Annotated in this window: 23 protein-coding genes and 1 pseudogene; 20 read left to right on the top strand and 4 right to left on the bottom strand. The window is 63.4% G+C overall.

All coding sequences use genetic code 11. The features are described from left to right. Nucleotides 1–7 precede the first annotated feature (7 nt). The 14 genes from JZI28_RS14240 to JZI28_RS14175 all read left to right on the top strand — a co-directional run bounded on the left by JZI28_RS14240 (nucleotide 8) and on the right by JZI28_RS14175 (nucleotide 10,508). Nucleotides 8–253 carry a hypothetical protein gene (locus tag JZI28_RS14240; protein WP_375698029.1) on the top strand — a complete coding sequence of 82 codons (246 nt, stop codon included), beginning with the start codon at nucleotides 8–10 and terminating at the stop codon, nucleotides 251–253. Nucleotides 254–352: 99 nt separating this feature from the next. Beyond that, the gene (locus JZI28_RS14235) at nucleotides 353–1,072 is read left to right on the top strand and encodes an RNA polymerase sigma factor (RefSeq protein WP_375698028.1); all 720 of its coding nucleotides are present in this window, start codon (nucleotides 353–355) and stop codon (nucleotides 1,070–1,072) included. 85 nt (nucleotides 1,073–1,157) lie between these two features. Continuing rightward, nucleotides 1,158–1,418 (top strand): hypothetical protein, encoded by a 261-nt coding sequence (locus JZI28_RS14230; protein WP_375698027.1) that lies wholly within the window; start codon nucleotides 1,158–1,160, stop codon nucleotides 1,416–1,418. Nucleotides 1,419–1,436: 18 nt separating this feature from the next. Next, nucleotides 1,437–1,790 carry a hypothetical protein gene (locus tag JZI28_RS14225; RefSeq protein WP_375698026.1) on the top strand — a complete coding sequence of 118 codons (354 nt, stop codon included), beginning with the start codon at nucleotides 1,437–1,439 and terminating at the stop codon, nucleotides 1,788–1,790. Beyond that, on the top strand, nucleotides 1,790–2,323 hold the full coding sequence (locus JZI28_RS14220) for a hypothetical protein (RefSeq protein WP_212611517.1): 534 nt from the start codon (nucleotides 1,790–1,792) through the stop codon (nucleotides 2,321–2,323). The genes JZI28_RS14225 and JZI28_RS14220 overlap by 1 nt, the downstream gene beginning before the upstream one ends. After that, complete coding sequence (locus tag JZI28_RS14215) at nucleotides 2,320–3,195, top strand: ATP-binding protein (protein ID WP_375698025.1); 876 nt, start codon at nucleotides 2,320–2,322, stop codon at nucleotides 3,193–3,195. The genes JZI28_RS14220 and JZI28_RS14215 overlap by 4 nt, the downstream gene beginning before the upstream one ends. Before the next feature lie 19 nt (nucleotides 3,196–3,214). Beyond that, nucleotides 3,215–3,826, top strand: a complete 612-nt coding sequence (locus JZI28_RS14210; protein ID WP_093321828.1) for a hypothetical protein — start codon at nucleotides 3,215–3,217, stop codon at nucleotides 3,824–3,826. Nucleotides 3,827–3,838: 12 nt separating this feature from the next. Further along, nucleotides 3,839–5,521 (top strand): DEAD/DEAH box helicase family protein, encoded by a 1,683-nt coding sequence (locus tag JZI28_RS14205; RefSeq protein ID WP_375698024.1) that lies wholly within the window; start codon nucleotides 3,839–3,841, stop codon nucleotides 5,519–5,521. Nucleotides 5,522–5,524: 3 nt separating this feature from the next. Beyond that, nucleotides 5,525–5,935: a DUF6511 domain-containing protein gene (locus tag JZI28_RS14200; RefSeq protein WP_375698023.1), complete on the top strand. Its 411-nt coding sequence runs from the start codon at nucleotides 5,525–5,527 to the stop codon at nucleotides 5,933–5,935. Beyond that, entirely contained in the window at nucleotides 5,932–6,693 is a 762-nt protein-coding gene (locus JZI28_RS14195; protein ID WP_375698022.1) for a hypothetical protein, read from the top strand. Before JZI28_RS14200 ends, JZI28_RS14195 begins: the two co-directional genes overlap by 4 nt. After that, entirely contained in the window at nucleotides 6,690–9,056 is a 2,367-nt protein-coding gene (locus JZI28_RS14190; RefSeq protein ID WP_375698021.1) for an AAA family ATPase, read from the top strand. The genes JZI28_RS14195 and JZI28_RS14190 overlap by 4 nt, the downstream gene beginning before the upstream one ends. A 369-nt stretch (nucleotides 9,057–9,425) precedes the next feature. Continuing rightward, entirely contained in the window at nucleotides 9,426–9,896 is a 471-nt protein-coding gene (locus JZI28_RS14185) for a crossover junction endodeoxyribonuclease RuvC (RefSeq protein WP_375698020.1), read from the top strand. 5 nt (nucleotides 9,897–9,901) lie between these two features. Then, a complete protein-coding gene (locus JZI28_RS14180; protein ID WP_375700105.1) occupies nucleotides 9,902–10,096 on the top strand; it encodes a hypothetical protein in 195 nt (64 codons plus the stop codon). Then, nucleotides 10,089–10,508 (top strand): DUF6362 family protein, encoded by a 420-nt coding sequence (locus JZI28_RS14175; protein WP_375698019.1) that lies wholly within the window; start codon nucleotides 10,089–10,091, stop codon nucleotides 10,506–10,508. Before JZI28_RS14180 ends, JZI28_RS14175 begins: the two co-directional genes overlap by 8 nt. Before the next feature lie 7 nt (nucleotides 10,509–10,515). On the opposite strand, the gene JZI28_RS14170 is transcribed toward JZI28_RS14175, so the two are convergent. Then, nucleotides 10,516–11,436 carry an HNH endonuclease gene (locus tag JZI28_RS14170; protein ID WP_375698018.1) on the bottom strand — a complete coding sequence of 307 codons (921 nt, stop codon included), beginning with the start codon at nucleotides 11,434–11,436 and terminating at the stop codon, nucleotides 10,516–10,518. Nucleotides 11,437–11,890: 454 nt separating this feature from the next. Between JZI28_RS14170 and JZI28_RS14165 the strand changes: the two genes are divergently transcribed. From JZI28_RS14165 to JZI28_RS14150, 4 genes and pseudogenes are all read left to right on the top strand, one after another. Then, a complete protein-coding gene (locus JZI28_RS14165; protein WP_375698017.1) occupies nucleotides 11,891–13,144 on the top strand; it encodes a site-specific DNA-methyltransferase in 1,254 nt (417 codons plus the stop codon). Nucleotides 13,145–13,148: 4 nt separating this feature from the next. Next, a pseudogene (locus JZI28_RS14160) lies at nucleotides 13,149–13,652 on the top strand (DNA cytosine methyltransferase); the annotation flags it as partial. Between the two features lie 202 nt (nucleotides 13,653–13,854). After that, nucleotides 13,855–14,337, top strand: coding sequence for a hypothetical protein (locus JZI28_RS14155; RefSeq protein ID WP_375700137.1), 483 nt, complete (start codon nucleotides 13,855–13,857; stop codon nucleotides 14,335–14,337). After that, entirely contained in the window at nucleotides 14,334–14,558 is a 225-nt protein-coding gene (locus tag JZI28_RS14150) for a hypothetical protein (protein WP_037207621.1), read from the top strand. The genes JZI28_RS14155 and JZI28_RS14150 overlap by 4 nt, the downstream gene beginning before the upstream one ends. A 50-nt stretch (nucleotides 14,559–14,608) precedes the next feature. Here JZI28_RS14150 and JZI28_RS14145 read toward each other — a convergent pair whose 3' ends face one another. The 3 genes from JZI28_RS14145 to JZI28_RS14135 all read right to left on the bottom strand — a co-directional run bounded on the left by JZI28_RS14145 (nucleotide 14,609) and on the right by JZI28_RS14135 (nucleotide 15,685). Then, nucleotides 14,609–15,130: a DUF3489 domain-containing protein gene (locus JZI28_RS14145; RefSeq protein WP_375698016.1), complete on the bottom strand. Its 522-nt coding sequence runs from the start codon at nucleotides 15,128–15,130 to the stop codon at nucleotides 14,609–14,611. 91 nt (nucleotides 15,131–15,221) lie between these two features. After that, a complete protein-coding gene (locus JZI28_RS14140; protein WP_375698015.1) occupies nucleotides 15,222–15,410 on the bottom strand; it encodes a hypothetical protein in 189 nt (62 codons plus the stop codon). A 5-nt stretch (nucleotides 15,411–15,415) separates the two neighbouring features. Then, the gene (locus JZI28_RS14135) at nucleotides 15,416–15,685 is read right to left on the bottom strand and encodes a hypothetical protein (RefSeq protein ID WP_375698014.1); all 270 of its coding nucleotides are present in this window, start codon (nucleotides 15,683–15,685) and stop codon (nucleotides 15,416–15,418) included. Nucleotides 15,686–15,796: 111 nt separating this feature from the next. Between JZI28_RS14135 and JZI28_RS14130 the strand changes: the two genes are divergently transcribed. Further along, on the top strand, nucleotides 15,797–16,357 hold the full coding sequence (locus tag JZI28_RS14130; RefSeq protein WP_375698013.1) for a hypothetical protein: 561 nt from the start codon (nucleotides 15,797–15,799) through the stop codon (nucleotides 16,355–16,357). Then, complete coding sequence (locus JZI28_RS14125; RefSeq protein ID WP_093321788.1) at nucleotides 16,305–18,305, top strand: phage terminase large subunit family protein; 2,001 nt, start codon at nucleotides 16,305–16,307, stop codon at nucleotides 18,303–18,305. The genes JZI28_RS14130 and JZI28_RS14125 overlap by 53 nt, the downstream gene beginning before the upstream one ends. The last annotated feature ends 4 nt before the right edge of the window (nucleotides 18,306–18,309 follow it).

The raw sequence follows: 18,309 nt of genomic DNA, 5'->3' as shown, positions 1-18,309 counted from the left end.
CACTTCCATGCCGACTCCCGATACTTCCCCCCGGGCAACCCAGATCAGCTGGACCGGTGGCGCAAAATCAAAACCCACCCCTTTGAATTATGAATGGCGCTGCACGCGCTGTGACAAGCTGCTCGGCGTTTGCCGGGACGGCCGAATGCACCTGCGTTTCGCGCGGGGCCACGAGTATTTCGTGGGCTTTCCGGTTCAGGCTACATGCCGCGGCTGCGGCACGCTGAACCAGGCGCAATCACCCGCGCGCTGAGGCGCGCATCTCACCAATTCCCTGAAATCGCAGAGACGCACGACGTCCTGACCTGGCCACGACAAGGCGCTGGACGCCTGGCCGCAAGGCAGGCGTCCAATGTCCATCGCGTGGCACGAGATCCGTGATCACCTCATGTTGTCTTCTTCAACTCTTAATTTTCAAAGGAACTTCGAAGCCCTTCGGCGCAACAGCGAAGCGCTCGCGCGTTTCGCTGATCCGGCTGCATTGCTGGACACGCTGCACGTTGGTAGCTGCGGCCCGAATGAGAAAAACCGGTTTCTGGTAGCACTGGTCGGGGCCGCACAGTCTGGCGACGCGACCTCCGATTGTGCCCTGACGCTGATGCTGCTGGCGCTCTGGCCGGGGCTGGATGCCGTTCGGCGCAGATCGATCTGGCGCAGGGTTGGCACTGGCGACGAGGTTGCATCCGAAATCCTTGCACGAGCTTCCGAGGCCATTCGGGGTCTGGATCAGCAGCGGGTCAACTGGATCGCGGCAACCATCCTGCGGAACATCGAGCGAGACCTGATCAGAACGCGTCAACGCGAGGACAGGCACCAGTGCCTGCGCAGCGAGACCGATCCCGACGAAATCCCGACTGACGGTCAGGCGTCAGCCAACGCCAGCAATGCACTGCTTCATGGCGATCTCAACCGCATCATCGGTACGGATGCGGATCTTGTCATCCGCGTGGCCGTGGACGGGTTCTCGCAGGCTGAGGTCGCATTGGAGTTGGGGCTGTCTGAGGCGGCGACGCGCAAACGCTATCAGCGGGCGACCCGGCGTCTGCGCGACGTCCTGCAAGAATTTCGCTGATCGGGTGTCCCGATCCCTGCGGTGCGGTGGCTTTTCCCATTCAGACGCCACCGCGCGCCCCCATTCAAACCGAAAGTCGATCCGCATGATCCGCAAAGCCGACCTCCTGTCCGTAGACCTCAAGCGCATCCCCGGCCTCTACCGCCGCTGGGAGCTGCCGGAAATCCTGAAGAACCAGCGTGCATACCGCCTCGAGAATGCCGGTGCCCACCAGGATGGGACGCCTCTCGTGGCGGTCTATGCCGACGCCGACGCGAGCCTGCCGGACGATCAGCACAACGCCGCAACAAAGGACGTTGAAGCGGCCTCGGTCCCGTCTGGGACGATGCGGCAGCGGCCTGAGTAGATGCGAAAGGAGGAGATCATGTTCATGGAAACCACACCCTTCATCACGGTCCGCGCCAGCCGACCGCTGTCGGAGATCGAGTTCTGTGCCTGGGTGGCGCAGGCCGTTCCCGGCGACCGGTTCGAATACCATCGCGGCTTTCTGGTGCTCGACATCTTCCCTGTGTTTTCAGGGCTGTCGGATGCGGCGCGGGCCGAATTGAGCAGGCTTGGATCGCGGGCCTTCTGGGCCGCCGAGCAAGGCCTCGTGCATCTCGTGCAGGAGCGCGTGGGCCCGGATCAGTTCGCCTACATCGCCGTCGCCCGGCCCAAGCCAAAAGCCGCCGCTGTCTCGCTGTCCGAGCTGTTGCTCGCCGAACAGGAGGCCGCGTGATGCCCGCCTTCCAATCCCTATTCACCGATCATGGAGACCATTTCATGCCATTCCCCGAGAACACCCCCACGCCGGATGATCTGCCGTCCCTCAGCGCGGCCGAGATCGCGGCCTTGCCGGTCGAGTTGCTGGCAATCCTGCAGCGCGAGATCGACGAGCGTATGAAGCGCGACAAGGCGGCCAAGGCCCGCTTCGATGCCGGACTGGCCGTCCGCTATGCCACCCGGGCCGCCGAAGAACGGAAGGTTTCGGGCAAAGACACCGGCACAGTCCGCTTTGATGATGGCGATTTCACCGTGGTCGCTGATCTGCCGAAGCGGGTGGATTGGGATCAGGACCGACTGGCCGACATGGTCGCGCGGATCCGTGATGCCGGCGACGACCCCGCCGAATATGTCGATCTCGCCTACAAGGTGCCCGAGCGCAAATACGCCGCCTGGCCCGAGGCGATCCGGCAAGGCTTCGAACCGGCGCGCACGGTCCGGCCCGGCACGCTGAAGGTCGAGATCCTCGCGCAGGGGGCTGACCAGTGAGCCTCCCCATCATCAGCGCCGACCAGCGGTTGGCCGAGCCGCGCGGAATCAAGGGCTGCATCTTCGGGAAATCCGGAATCGGGAAAACCTCGCTGCTCTGGACCCTCGACGCTGAGCGCACGCTGTTCATGGATCTCGAAGCGGGCGATCTCGCCATCGAGGGCTGGGCAGGTGACAGCATCCGGCCGCGCACCTGGACGGAATGCCGGGATTTCGCGGTGTTCATCGGCGGACCCAACCCGGCGCTGCGCGACGAGCAACCCTACAGCCCGGCGCATTATGACGCCGTGTGCGAGCGCTTTGGCGATCCGGCAGCGCTTGACCGCTACGAAACGATCTTCGTGGATTCGATCACTGTCGCTGGGCGGCTGTGTTTCGGCTGGTGCAAGGGCCAGCCCGAGGCGCTGTCGGAGAAGACCGGCAAGCCGGATGTGCGCGGGGCGTATGGTCTGCACGGCCGCGAGATGATCGGCTGGCTCACCCATCTGCAGCACACGCGCGCAAAGAATGTCTGGTTTGTCGGGATCCTCGACGAGAAGCTCGACGACTTCAATCGCAAGGTGTTCCAGCCGCAGATCGACGGCTCAAAGACAGGCCTCGAACTGCCGGGGATCGTCGATGAGGTGATCACCATGGCGGAACTGAAGGCCGATGGCGGTGATCCGTACCGGGCCTTTGTCTGCCAGACGATCAACCCCTGGGGTTTCCCGGCCAAGGACCGCTCCGGGCGGCTTACCCAAGTCGAAGAGCCACATCTCGGCCGCCTGATGGCGAAAATCCGGACGCCCGCTAGCCCGGCGCCCGACAGGCTGACCTACACCCCGCCACCCGCCGATCCGGCGGCCACCGACGAATCCCAATCGCAATCCTGAACAAAGAAGGAGGTTCCCCATGGGTTCCTGGAACGATTTCAACGACGCACAGAGCAATACCAACCTCATTCCCAAGGGCACGCTGGCCAAGGTGCGGCTGACCATCCGTCCCGGCGGATTCGACGATGCCTCGCAGGGCTGGACTGGCGGCTATGCCACGCGCGGCTCTACAGGCGCGGTGTATCTGAACGGCGAGTTCACCGTCACCGAAGGGCAATATGCCCGCCGCAAGATTTTCACGCTGATCGGGCTCTACAGTCCCAAGGGTCCGGACTGGACCAACATGGGCCGCAGCCTGGTGCGCGGCATGTTGAACTCGGCACGCGGGATTTCCGACAAGGACATGTCGCCCGAGGCGCAGGCAGCACGGCGCATCAGCGGCTTTTCCGATCTCGACGGCATCGAGTTCGTCGCCCGCATCGACATCGGCACAGATGCCAGCGGTGACGACAAGAACGAGATCCGTAGCGCGGTGACGCCAGATCATCGCGACTATGCGCAGATCATGGGCACGGCGCCGCTCCAGTTCAGCGGCAATGCCCCGCAGCAGAATGCTGCCGCCCAGACGTCCTCGTCAAATCCACCAGCAGTCAGCCCCGGTGCCCCCGGGCGGCCGAGCTGGGCGCAGTAAGGGGGATCGGTCATGCGCCTTCGCCCCCGTCAGAAAACCTTCGTCGAGCGCAGTGTTGCTGCGCTCGAACAACACGGCAACACGCTCGGCGTGGCTCCTACCGGCGCGGGCAAGACCATCATGCTTTCGGCGGTTACCGGCGAGATGATCGATGATGGTGCCAAGGCCTGTGTTCTGGCCCACCGCGACGAGCTGACGGCACAGAACCGCGCCAAGTTCCAGCGCGTGGTGCCGGAGGCGTCGACATCCGTGGTCGACGCCGCCGAGAAATCCTGGGGCGGTGACGTCACCTTTGCCATGGTGCCGACGCTGGCGCGGGCATCGAACCTGGCCGACATGCCGCGGCTTGATCTTCTGGTGATCGATGAGGCGCATCACGCGGTGGCGGACAGCTACCGCCGCATCATTGACCGGGTGTGCGATGCAAATCCCGACGCGAGGGTGTTCGGGGTGACGGCAACGCCGGCCCGGGGCGACAAGAAAGGTTTGCGCGAGGTCTTCGACAATGTCGCTGACCAGGTCCGTTTGGGTGAGTTGATCACTTCTGGCCACCTCGTGCCGCCCCGCACCTTTGTCATCGATGTGGGCGTGCAGGAGGAATTGAAGTCGGTCCGCAAGACCAGCGCGGATTTCGACATGACCGAGGTGGCCGACATCATGGACCGCGCGCCTGTCACCGACGAGGTGATCCGCCATTGGCGTGAGAAGGCAGGCGACCGTCAGACGGTCGTCTTCTGTTCAACCGTCGCCCACGCGGACCATGTGACCGAGGCCTTCCGCGCTGCGGGGATCACGGCTGCGCTGATCCATGGCGATCTGGCTTCCGAGACACGCAAGGCCATCCTGGCTGATTACGCGTCGGGCAAGACCCGCGTGGTCGTTAACGTGGCCGTGCTCACTGAAGGCTGGGACCATCCGCCCACCTCCTGTGTGGTGCTGCTGCGGCCCAGTTCCTACAAATCCACCATGATCCAAATGGTCGGGCGCGGGCTGCGCACGGTCGATCCGGAAGAACACCCCGGCATCGTCAAGACCGACTGCGTGGTGCTGGATTTCGGGACGTCGAGCCTGATCCACGGCACGCTGGAGCAGGATGTCGATTTGGATGGCAAGATCGGCACCGGGGAAGCCCCGACCAAATCCTGCCCGGCCTGCGAGGCGGAAATTCCGCTTGCCGCCACCGAATGTCCGCTCTGTGGCGAAGTGTTGCTTCAGGATGAAGGCGAAACCGGCGCGGATGCCGCTCTGCTCTCAGGCTTTGTCATGACCGAGATCGACCTGCTGAAACGCTCCAGTTTCGCATGGGTCGATCTCTTCGGGACGGATGATGCTCTGATGGCCACGGGTTTTTCGGCCTGGGGCGGCATCTTCTGGATGGACGGCGTCTGGTACGCCATCGGCGGGGCCAAGGGCGAGCGGCCACGCTTGTTGGGCGTCGGCGAACGCACCGTCTGCCTCGCACAGGCGGATGACTGGCTGAACACCCACGAGAGCGATGAAAGCGCCTTCAAGACCAGGTCGTGGCTGCGTCAGCCACCGACCGACAAGCAGCTGAAATACCTGCCGCCCGAGTGCCGGCACGACTTCGGCCTGACGCGCTACCGCGCCTCGGCGCTGATGACCTTCAGCTTCAACAAATGCGCCATCCAGGCTGCCGTGAACGCCGTGGCCGGATCCGAACGGAGGGCGGCATGACCCATGACATCTTCAACCCCCATAACGGCCGAGGAGCGGCGGCGTCTCTGGCATCCGCGTGGAACGCTCTGTGCCGTTTGCCGACAACCCACGCGTGGTTTTGGCTGGCGCGATCCGGCCCGGTCGAAACGACCCCGGCCGTCGGTCTGGTTCTGCTCGATGCCCTGCCAAGGCTTCTGGACGCGTTTGGCGCGGGAGCGTTTTGCCATGGTTGATCTGTCCGAAGAAGAACGCGCCGCCGTCACCGCCACAATGAAACGTGTCGCGCTGCTGATGGATGAGATCGGCTGGCAGACCGCATTTGCCGATCTGACGGAGGCACAGGTGCGCGCCCTTATCGAAGAGGCCGTCGAGGGCTTCCGCGAGGCCATGGCCGACATCGCCAAATCAAACACGCCGGAGATCCCGTTTTGACATTGGATTTCAATCACCGCCCTTCCATGGCCGAGCGGATCAACGCGCTGGTCGACGCCGCGCTCATCGCCGAGCGGGAAGCCACGCCGTCCCGGACCTATCTCGGGGCATCCCGTCTCGGGCATGCCTGCGAACGCGCGCTGCAGTTCGAGTTTGCCGGTGCGCCCAAGGATGAGGGTGCCGACTTCGGCGGGCAGACGCTGCGGATCTTCGCGATTGGTCATCAACTCGAGGATCTGGCGATCCGCTGGCTGCGCGCGGCCGGGATCGATCTGGTGACCCAAAAACGCGATGGCGGCCAGTTCGGCTTCTCCGTCGCGGGCGGTCGCATCCGGGGCCATGTCGACGGGATCATCGCCGATGCCCCGACAGCACTTGGTCTGCGCGCCCCGGCGCTCTGGGAGTGCAAGACCATGAACGCGAAGAACTGGCGCGCTTGCATCAAGGAGGGCGTCACGATTTCCAAGCCCGTCTATGCAGCCCAGATCGCCATCTATCAGGCCTATATGGAGCCCTCGGTGCCGGGAATTTCGTCCGTACCGGCGCTGTTCACGGCAATCAACAAGGACACGGCCGAGCTGCATCACGAGCTCGTCCCCTTCGATGCCGATTTGGCGCAGCGCATGTCCGACCGCGCCGTGCGGATTCTGCAGGCGACCGACGCGGGTGAGCTGCTGCCCCGCATCGCCTCCAGTCGCGACTTTTTCGAGTGCCGGTTCTGCGCCCATACCGAGCGGTGCTGGGGGCTGGCCACATGACCGATGAGCCCACCGATCCATCAGATCCCAACCAGGACACCCCCATGCGCGACGACACGGTGCCTGATGAGGTCAAAGAAAACATCCTCCACTTCAATCCATGGCGCGATTTCAACGACGCGGCCCCGCAGACAGACGTGTTTGGCGACGAGCCTGACCCTGCACAGATCGCCCAGTTCATGCAGGTCGTCTTCGGCTATTGCGACGGGCTGATCCCGGTCCGCAGTTTCATCGACAAGGGCCAGGGCATCGATGGCCGCCCGCACAATATCTGGCTGGAGGCGGATCAGGCCGCCCCGGAGAAGATGGCCACCTTCGCGACATGGGCGTCGCGCGAGGGCGCGGCAGTCTATGTGATCCCCGGCACTGTGGCCGCGTCCGGCCAGGCCAAGGCCGCTGAGATCCTGCAGATGCAGACCGTGGTCGTTGATCTGGACACCGGCGATATCGACGCCAAGCGGGCCCATCTGGAGCGCCATCTCGGCGCACCGACCATGGTGGTTGAGAGCGGTGGCGTGACGACCGAGGGCCAACGCAAGTGCCACGTTTGGTGGGCACTGACCGAGCCTGCCGAGGGGGAAGACATAGCGCGCGTCTGCCGTCTGCGCGGCGACATTGCCGCCAAGGTCGGCGGCGACATGCATTTCCGCTCGGCCCACCAGCCGATCCGGGTCGCGGGCAGCGATTATTACAAGAACAGCCTGAAAACGCAGGTGCGTATTGTCGAGTTGAACGCCGCCCACGAGCGCGATCTGGCCGAGTTCATCGAGGCCGTGACCGACATGCCGCCCGCGCCAGGCGTGTCCCTGCAGCCCGAATTCAGCCATCCCGACAAGCCCGCCATGGACGATGTGCTGGTCACCCCGGTGCGCGAGGGCGCGCAAGACGACTGGTCCCGCTTCGAGGGCGCGTCTGCCGCGATCGGCCATTTCATTCGCATGGTCCATGAGGGTCGGATGACCAAAGATGAAGGCTGGGAAGGCATCTGCGGCTACAACGCCGCGATGCTGCGGCCCCAGTGGCCGGTCGAACGGCTCAAGCGCGAGTCCGAGCGGCTCTGGAACCGGCATGTCGAGAAATACGGCCCGCCGCTGATCCGATTGGATTCCGGCGCACCGGGACCGGCCGAGATGCCCGCATTCACGCTCGGTGCGTTGCTGGACGACCAGAGCCCGATGCCTGAGGACATCATCGGGCCGCGCGTGCTGACGCCGGGCGGTCTGCTGGTGCTGGGCGGCGCGCCCAAGGTGGGCAAGAGCGACCTGCTGATTTCATGGCTGGTTCACATGGCCGCTGGCGTGCCGTTCCTCGGCTTCACCCCGCCACGGCCCTTGCGGATCTTCTATCTGCAGGCCGAGATCCAGTATCATTATCTGCGGGAACGGCTGAAGCAGATCGCCCTGCCACCGGAAGTGCTGGCCGCCGCGCGCGACACCTTCGTTGCCACACCGAAGCTGAAAATGCTGCTCGACAACGAAGGCAGCGTGCGGGTGGCCCGCGCCGTGCAAACAGCGTTTCCGGAGGCACCGCCCGACATCCTCTGCGTCGACCCGATCCGGAACCTGTTCGACGGCGGGCCGGATGGCGGCGGCGAGAACGACAACACCGCGATGATGTTCTTCCTCAAGGAACGCATCGAGGTCTTGCGCGACCACATCGACCACGACTGCGGGGTGATCCTGATCCACCACACCAAGAAGCTGAGCAAGCAGCAGGTAAAGGATGATCCCTTCCTCGCGCTCTCCGGCGCCAGCGCGCTACGCGGCTTCTACACCTCTGGTCTGATCCTGCACCGGCCGGACGAGGAGGCATCGGAACGGAAGCTGGAGATCGAGCTTCGGAACGGACCCGCGCTGCCACCCAAATTGATCGATAAGGTCGGCGGTCAATGGGTCGAGATCAACCCGATGAACGAACGGCTGGTGCGCCAGGACGTCGGCGCGAAGCATGATGCCGAACGGGATCGCAAGCGCGATGTGATCTTGTCGATCCTGATCGACGAGGCGGCCGAAGGCAAACTCTACACCTCGACCCAGTTCCGCGAGGCGTTTGAGAACCAGCGTGGCCTTGGCAGCCAGTTCACAATTCGCGACCGCATCAATGTGTTGGCCACCAAAGGCCACATCCGCTTCCTGCGCGACGGCACAAAATTCGGCCACTCCGTCGTTCGGTCCCGCTTCGGTTACCTCTGCACGGAAGGCATGGTGTTCGGCCGTGAGGGTCGCATAGATCCGGAGACCGGGGAGGTCCTGGACAGTGTCATTCCGGTCGTTCCGAGCCACTACAAATCGCCCTCAAACGGGCAGTGCATGGATCTGGAAGACCCTTCCGATTGGTCGATCCGGGAGGATGAAAATGCCTGATTTTGGCTTGTACGTCCTCTGTTCGACCTCAGGACAAACATGTTCGTCCTCCGCCGTTGTTCGTCCTCAATCCAATGAAAACAATCACTTAGGTCCAAAAGAGGTCGAACATGTTCGTCCTCTTGTACGACCTCTGTTCGTCCTCGAAACCCGAATAAATTCAGTGTCTTACGATGATTGGAGGACGAACAATGAAAGCCCCCATACTACGTATGGGGGGCCAACCAGCAGGTTTGGCCCCATCCCATACGTCGTGGGGTATCCGCGCGCGGGCCAGATCGTCGCGCACCCTTCACCTTTCGAGCAGCAATGGAGATGACCATGTCGAACAGGCAAATTGAACCCGTGTGCGAACACCAGACGGTAGCTTTGCCGGGGACTATCCTGGCCCTGGATCTCGGGACCACAACGGGCTGGGCGCTACGGTCCTCGGGCGGCCTCATCACCAGCGGCACGGCATCGTTCCGCAACGGCCGGTTCGATGGTGGTGGGATGCGATACCTGCGCTTCACGAACTGGCTGGGAGAGTTGGAGCGGTTGTCCGGTCCTATCGCCGCCATCTGGTTTGAAGAGGTCCGTCGCCACGCGGGCACGGATGCGGCCCACGTCTATGGCGGTCTGATGGCCACCCTGACCGCATGGGCCGAGCTGCGCGGCGTGCCTTACGAGGGCGTTCCAGTCGGTACAATCAAGCGCCACGCCACCGGCAAGGGCAACGCCAACAAGGACGCCATGATCGCCGCCGCCCGGGCGCGCGGGTTCAGCCCAGTTGATGACAATGAGGCCGATGCCATCGCGATCCTGCTTTGGGCCATGGAAACCCACGGAGGTGCGCAATGACCGGAATGCGCTTCACACCCAAGGGCTATGGCGGCAATCGTCGCCAGCCCGACGAGGTCAAACGGGACGGCTGGAAGGAACAGGGGTTGCTGGCCGTCGCCATCGACGACGAACGCCTGACCTGGCCCGAACGCGAATTGGTGCGGCAGCTTGGCGAGCGTCTCTACGGCAAACTGGAACGGGAAGCACGTCATGGGTGAGTGGACAACCACACGGGTGGAGGACCGGCTGGAGAGCGCCGCCGACGTTTTCCGCACCTTGCCCGGCATCATGCCGCAGGGCTTCTTCAACGCCTGGCCCGAGTATTTCCACAGCTTCGCGGACAAGGTCGGTCAGGAGCCGCGAATGCGACGTCCCCGGCCGGGACCGCGCCAGATCACCGAAGCCGAGGAGGCGTTGCTCTGGCTGCGCTGGCTGGAACGGGATGATGCCCGGATCGTCTGGCTGCGCGCCGAACGCACGCCGTGGAAACCGATATGCTGGGAGATGGGGATCAGCCGGGCGACCGCGAACCGCAGGTGGCAGTACGGAATTGCGGTGATTGTCTGGCGGTTGAACGGAAAAAGCGTTCATGAAAAGCTATCACGCCAACATGTCATTTCTAAAGCTTGAAGTGATGTCAGCTCGCCTCAAAACGGTTTTCTGCGTGCCATCGCAGGAAATCCTTGTCTGGAAAATCGGTGGGATTGTCGGGCAAACGAAGCTTCTGCCCATTCAGGCGGCGATATTCGTTTCCGTTGTTGAAAACCGTTCTAACCCTGTCGCTGACCACAAAGCGGAAGTCGTCATCAATCATTGCGTAACCGGCATCAAACACGCTGTGAATATCTCGCCTTAAAAGAATACCGTTCGATCGAGTGTGCTGCCCTCCTTCGGCATAGGGCTTGATATGCGCGGCCTCCAGAGCAGGTAAAACTCGGCCATCTGTCAGCGCGCACTGGTGCTTGTAGGCTTCTATGACAGAGATTCGGAACGATCCCTGTCCCAGGCGCGGCAAGACTAGATGGGGGCCACCGAAACGTTCGGCTGCCTCAGCCATACCGCTTGCAACCTGATGAGAAGACAAAAGCTGATCCAGTTTGTTCCAGAGGGCCGCGCCCTCTGGCTCCCCTGTCGAGAACGTCTTTCCGCCAACGATGTTTTTCGACCAGGATGAAGGAAGCTCTGACCAGTTCCGTTCGTCGAGGAACACGGGTTGCGTTAGAACCCTGCATCCGATCAGGCTTTGCGGGCTGACGCGTTCATCTTTTCGATAGTTTTGAATGAACGCGACGAAATCGCTCAGGCTTGCAACGCCGTTTGCCTGCCCGAACGCGTCCCAAGCAATCTTGATTGGCAAAATGGTTGCCGTCGATAGGACGCCGAAGCCCCCAATAACATTTCGCGGTGATTTCAATCGAAAAACAAAGAATTCGCCGGGGGTAATTGCTCGAAAATTTGTAGCGCTTGGCTGCCAGAAGTTCACTTCGGAATGTGGAGAGCTTCGATACAGAAAATCGAACCATCGGTTATCTGTGTTGGAAATGAAGAGATTGACCATGTTTCCCGAAATACCTCATGAACCCAAGGCTAAGGCTACGAGCAAGATGCCGATCTGACAAACAGGATTGTTGTCCGTCGGGCCTTGCCACCGCGCATTTGTCAACCCGTTCTGACTCCGTGAGACATTTTTCGGTGAGACATCGCGAGGCGAGACAAATCCGGCGCTGAGCGGTAAAAGTTCGATATACTCGCGAGAGAAGTGGGTGGCAGGGCGATTGTACGGGTCCTTCCTAGCCCCAAATGTATACGGGGGGGCGAAGCGCGCAATATCGCCAGCGACAGGGCCGCTTTTTTGGGAAGCCACCCCTAGCAGGCATCCATCCGAGATCCGCTGAAAACCACAATAAAACAAACCTTTGGCACCGGATACGCCCGATGGCCGCTGGACCCCTCGTGGAGTCCAGGCTGGCTGCTGGTGTCCGGAGTCCACCCGATTGAGGCGAACCGACATCATGACGCTGAGCTTTGCCCCGGACGCGATCGAGATGTGGCCGCTGGCCAGGCTCCAACCCTACGCGAAGAACGCGAAGGCGCATGGCGCGGACCAGGTCGCGAAGATCGCTGCCAGCATGGCGGAGTTCGGCTGGACCGTGCCATGCTTGGTCGCCGACGACGGCGAGTTGATCGCGGGCCACGGCCGGGTGCTGGCCGCCACGCAGCTCGGGCTGACCGAGGCGCCTGTAATCGTTCTGGGCCATCTGACCGAGGCACAACGCCGGGCCTATCGCATCGCTGACAACAAGCTGACGGAACTCGGGACCTGGGATGAGGCGCTGCTGTCGGCCGAGCTGAACGACCTTATGGCCGAGGATTACGATCTGTCGCTGATTGGTTTCGATGACGCGGAGCTTGAGGCGCTGTTGGCTGGTGAGGTCGATCCAGATGCCGCGTCCCGAGAGGGCGAGGACGATGTTCCAGAGGCCCCCGAAACCCCGATCAGCCGTCCCGGCGATCTCTGGGTGCTGGGCAAGCATCGGTTGCTCTGCGGAGACGCGACGGTGGCAACGGACGTCGAGCGTCTACTCGGCGATGTGACACCACTGCTGATGGTGACCGATCCGCCATACGGCGTCGAATACGATCCCGGCTGGCGCAACAAGGCAGGAGCGGCCGCGACCAAACGCACCGGCAAGGTGCTGAATGATGACTGCGCTGATTGGCGCGAGGCCTGGGCGCTGTTCCCGGGCGATGTGGCCTATGTCTGGCACGGCGCGCTGCATGCGACGACGGTTGCGGAGAGCCTCGAGGCCTCCGGCTTCAACATCCGGTCCCAGATCATCTGGGCCAAGGATCGTCTGGTGCTCAGCCGCGGCGATTATCATTGGCAGCACGAGCCGTGCCTCTATGCCGTGAAAAAGACCGGCAAGGGTCACTGGGCTGGCGATCGAAAACAAACGACGCTGTGGCAGATCGCCAACAAGGATCAGGACGCTGAAACCGTCCACGGGACCCAGAAGCCCGTCGAATGCATGCGTCGGCCAATCCTGAACAATTCCAGCCCCGGACAGGCGGTCTATGAGCCCTTCATGGGGTCCGGCACCACGCTGATTGCGGCCGAGACCACGGGCCGCGTCTGCTTCGGGATCGAACTGAACCCGGCCTATGTCGATGTCGCTGTCCAGCGCTGGCAGCAGTTCACCGGCCAAGAGGCCGTGCTGGACGGGCCCGGCCAGACCTTCGCCGATCTGACGGCGAACCCACGCTGAGGCGATGCATGACCTGGCTTTACCTTCCTCCGGAGGCGCTTGCGGAGCCGGAGACCTGTTCGGCCTCTCGCTCTGTTCCGGTGCAGGCGGGCTGGACCTCGGGCTCACCATCGCCTTGCCCGGATATCGAACTGTGGGCCATGTCGAACGGGAAACCTACGCCGCGGCCATTCTCGTGGCGCGGATGGAAGAGGCGGCCCTGGATCCGGCACCTGTCTGGGACGACGTTGGAACCTTCGACGGCCGCCCATGGCGCGGCGCTGTGGACATCGTCACTGCGGGCTATCCGTGCCAGCCGTTCTCCGTCGCGGGTAAACGCCGGGGCGCGGACGACCCGCGCCACCTCTGGCCGCATGTCGAGCGGATCATCGGAGAGGTCGAGCCGCCCTTCGTGTTCCTCGAAAACGTCGCCCATCATCTCCGCCTCGGCTTCCCCGAAGTCGCCGCAGGACTGGTCGGCATGGGCTACCGCCTTGCGGCAGGCCTCTTTACGGCGGCGGAAGTCGGTGCGCCCCACAAGCGCGAGCGGCTCTTCATCCTCGCGCACCGCGAGCACGACCAACTGGCCGACCCCGCGCGCCTGCTCCGGGACTCGCTCGAGCGGTGGGAACCGGACCGAGATGCTGCGGCTCTGGCCGACGCCGAGGGCAAGTGCGAACGAGAACCGGCAGACGAAACCGACACCCTCACAGGAAGCGGGCAAGCACGGGATGAACCTGGCGACCTCGGCTGCGATGTGGCCGACGCCGCAGACCGACAGCTTTCGCAGCCGGGGCGGTGCCCGGAAACACGAGAAAGGCTTGGACGGGATGGCCCGGGACTGGCCGACGCCGATGGCGACCGACGGCAACAAACCGAGCGCGGGCAACCGCAAATCGGCCGACCTGACCAGCGCCAGCCAGATGTGGATGACGCCGACGGCGCGGGATCACAAGGACGGCGCGACGACATTGGCGAACACGCCGGTGAACGGCCTGCTTGGCCGCCAGGTCCTGGTGACGCCGATGGCTGGGAGCGATACCTCCGAGCCACGCCGGACGCTGAACCCAGCATTCGTCGAGGCGCTGATGGGCTGGCCCACCGGGTGGACCGCCTTCGGCTCTGCGGCAACGGCGTGGTCCCACTGGTTGCCGCGCATGCGCTGCGAACTCTCGCAGCTGAACTGCTGGCCGATGGATGAGGTGGTGGCATGAAGCAGTCGCGCCTCATGTCGCTGGTCGAGTCCGTTGCCAACGTATTTGTCGGCTACGGCGTCGCGGTCGTAACCCAGATCCTGATCTTTCCGATCTTCGGGCTGCACACGACGCTGGCGCAGAACCTGAAGATGGGCGCGATCTTCACTGTGGTGAGCATCGCGCGATCCTTCGCCCTGCGGCGGGTGTTCGAAGCGATCCGAATGCGAAGTGCCAAATGACGAACCGCCGCCCAAGAAGGACGGCGGCATGGTTTGATAGGACTGATGCTTCAGGCGGCGGGCAGTTTGTAGACGCGCCCCCGATCCTTGACCTTCTCTGAAGTCACCTCGAGCCCGAGCTTTTTCTTGAGCGCGCCGGACATCGCGCCGCGCACGGTATGTGACTGCCATCCGGTTGCTTCCATGATTTCCGCGATGGTTGTGCCGTCTGGCGCGCGCAACATCGCGATGAGGGTAGCCTGCTTGGTGCCTTCACGCGGCATGCGGACCTTGAGTGCCGCGTCCTTGGTCGGTTTGACCTCCGAGCTGTCAGGCTCAATGCCGATGGCGGCAAGGCCTGCGTCGGTGGCGATCAGCGTGATGCCGTGACCGTCGCCGGTCTCGCGCCAGACGGGCTCGCCGTTGCGCATATCGGCCTCGACCTCTTCGAGGAAGCCCTTCGCGAGCATGGCGCCGACCACCTTGGCGGCGGCCCCGCCGCGCAGGCTGTCGGGTAGCGGCAAAGCGATATGGCCGTCGCGTTGGGCTGCGACGCTGAGAATGATGGCTTGGGTGTCGGTGAGTTTGGTCATGTTTGCCTCCGGGTCTAAGCCGCGCGGGATGCGGGACTCTTCTACCGAGGCGAGCCCGCCGGTTGGCGGGCCGTAGGCGGCGGGTGGCGGCTCAGTCGTTGCGCGTGGTCAGGGCGAGCAGGACGGCCGCCATGCCGCCGAGATATTCGCTGCGGCGGAAGACGATCTCGTCGATCTCGCTCGCGGTGTTGATGGTCGGGTCGACCTGAAGGTCGCCTGCCATGTGCGGCATAAGGCGGTTGGCCTCGCGGTTGTAACGCTCTGCAAGGGTGCTGTTCATCGGGCTCACTCCGCGTGTTCGCCTTCGCCGAAGGCGCTGTCGGTGATGCGCTTCAGGAGGCTCGCGTAGTGCTCGAGGCTGCCAACGGTAGCCCAGCCGATTTCGTCGGGATGGCATTTGAAATGCTCGTCGCTGAGCGCCTGCAGGCGGGTGAGCATCGTGTCGATCTCGGCCTTCTTGCCGATGAAGGCGTTGAGCGCTGCTTCCTTGTTCCGCGCAGCCTTCTCGGCGCGAAGTTGGTGGCGGGGTGTGGTGATCGGGTTCAGGCGGGTCATCGTGGCGGCTCCGTTGTGAGTTGCATCGTTTTCGTGGAACCACGTTCGCTCTGGTACGGAGGCTTATCAACTACATAAGCACATGATTTTGAATGATAATCGGAGGGCGCAATGGAGGGTATGAGCGAGCGCCAATACGCCACTCGCGTCGGTCTGTCGCGCGGGGCAATCCAGAAGGCCAAGGCGACAGGGCGGCTGGTTCTGTACGGCGATGGCAGCATTGACGCGTTGGCCAGCGATGCCCTGCGCGCCGAGGCGACCGATCCGTCGAAGACCCGGAAAGCGCCGCAGCCAAAACTCAAACCTGTCCCGGAGGCGGCAGTGTCCGCAGTCGGCGAGACGCTCCGTGAACAGGGGTTAGCGGCGCCACAAATCGGCAGCGGCACCACGTTCCTGCAGGCCAAGACGGCGAACGAAGTGCTAAAGGCGCAGGAACGCCGCATCCGGCTGCAAAAGCTGAAGGGCGAGCTGATCGACCGCGCCCGCGCGCTGTCGCTGGTCTTTCGGCTGGCGCGGCAGGAGCGCGACGTCTGGGTCAACTGGCCGTCGCGAGCGGCGGCGCTGATGGCGGCCGATCTGGGCGTCGAGCCAGCAGCAATGCAGAAGGTTCTGGAGAAACATGTCCGTGCCCAACTCGACGATCTTGCCGAGGTCAAACCCGATCTCCGGTGACGCCGACGATATGCTGGATTTTGACGGCGCTGCGGAAATCCTGCGCGCCTGGGGTGCTGGCCTCACGCCGGATGCGGACCTGACCGTTTCCGAATGGGCGGACCGGCACCGAATGCTTTCGGGGCGCGCTTCGGCAGAACCCGGGCGGTATCGAACGGCGCGCACGCCCTACATGGGCGAAATCATGGATCGACTTTCACCCGGCGATCCGACGCAGCGGATCGTGTTCATGAAGGCGGCGCAGGTCGGCGCGACCGAGGCTGGCAACAACTGGATCGGCTTTGCGATCCACCAGGCGCCGGGACCGATGCTTGCGGTCCAGCCGACGGTGGAACTGGCGAAAAGGAACTCGCGCCAGCGGATCGATCCGCTGATCGACGAGAGCCCGGAACTGCGAGAACGGGTCAAACCGGCGCGCTCCCGCGACGCCGGGAACACCATGCTGTCGAAGGAATTCGCGGGCGGCATCCTGATCATGACGGGCGCGAACTCGGCGGTAGGCCTGCGCTCGACGCCCGCTCGCTACATCTTCCTCGACGAGGTCGACGCCTATCCGGCCTCGGCCGACGAGGAAGGTGATCCCGTCACGCTGGCCGAAGCCCGGTCGCTGACCTTCGCCCATCGGCGCAAGGTGTTCCTGGTCTCGACACCCACAATCCGGGGGCTGAGCCGGATCGAGCGGGAGTTCGAGGCAAGCGATCAGCGGCGGTTTTTCGTGCCGTGTCCGCATTGCGGCGCGATGCAGTGGCTGAAGTTCGAGCGGTTGCGCTGGCAAAAGGGTCGACCGGAAACGGCCGAATATCATTGCGAGGGCTGCGAACAGCCCATCGCCGAGCATAACAAGACGGCCATGCTGGAAGCGGGTGAATGGCGCGCGACGGCCGTGGCCGCCGACCCTAATACCGTCGGCTATCACCTCTCTGCGCTCTATTCGCCGATCGGCTGGCTCAGCTGGGAGCGGATCGTACGGGCATGGGACGCGGCGCAAGGATCGGATGAGGCGATAAAGGCCTTCCGCAATACGATCCTCGGTGAGACGTGGGTCGAAACTGGCGAAGCGCCGGACTGGCAGCGCTTGGCGGACCGGCGCGAGACTTGGGACGGAGGGACTGTTCCAGAGCGCGGCTTGTTCCTGACAGCCGGGGCCGATGTTCAGAAGGATCGCATCGAGGTTGATGTCTGGGCCTGGGGCCGCGGCCTGGAAAGCTGGCTGATCGATCACTTGGTCATTGAGGGCGGTCCCGGCGATCCGGCGTGCTGGCAGCAACTGGCCAATTTGCTCGGTCAGACATGGGAGCATACTTCCGGTCAGAAGATGACGTTGGCACGTCTGGCGATCGACACGGGCTACGAGACCAGTGCCGTGTATGCTTGGTCGCGACAGGTCGGCTTCGCGCAGGTGGCTCCGGTCAAAGGCGTCGAGGGGTTCAACCGCTCGAGCCCGGTCACTGGCCCGACTTATGTGGACGCGACCATCGCAGGTAAAAGGTTGCGGCGCGGTGCACGGCTTTGGACGGTCGCCACGTCCACCTTCAAGACCGAGACCTACCGGTTCCTGCGGCAGGACCGCCCGACGCGGGAGGAAATCGAGGCTGGGCATCTTTGCCCGCCCGGAACGATCCATCTGCCAAACTGGGCAGACGGCGAGTGGTTGAAGCAATTCACGGCCGAACAACTGATCACGGTGCGCACCAAACGCGGCTTTGCCCGGCTCGAATGGCAGAAGCTGCGCGAACGCAATGAAGCTCTGGATTGTCGGGTCTATGCCCGAGCAGCCGCTTGGATATTGGGCGCAGACCGTTGGTCCGATGCGCGGTGGACTGATCTGGAAGCACAGGTCGGGATCACGGCGGAGGACATGGCTGAGGACGGGGCGGGAAACACCACGCCCGCTTCTCGGCGCGCGGGACCACAGCGGCGAACCGTGCGCTCAAGTTACATGAGGTGAATTG

This window comes from Pseudophaeobacter sp. TrK17, from assembly GCF_042192375.1.
Lineage (GTDB): Bacteria > Pseudomonadota > Alphaproteobacteria > Rhodobacterales > Rhodobacteraceae > Pseudophaeobacter.
Note: the sequence above shows the minus strand (reverse complement) of the source record. Positions and strands in the feature narration are given on the sequence as shown.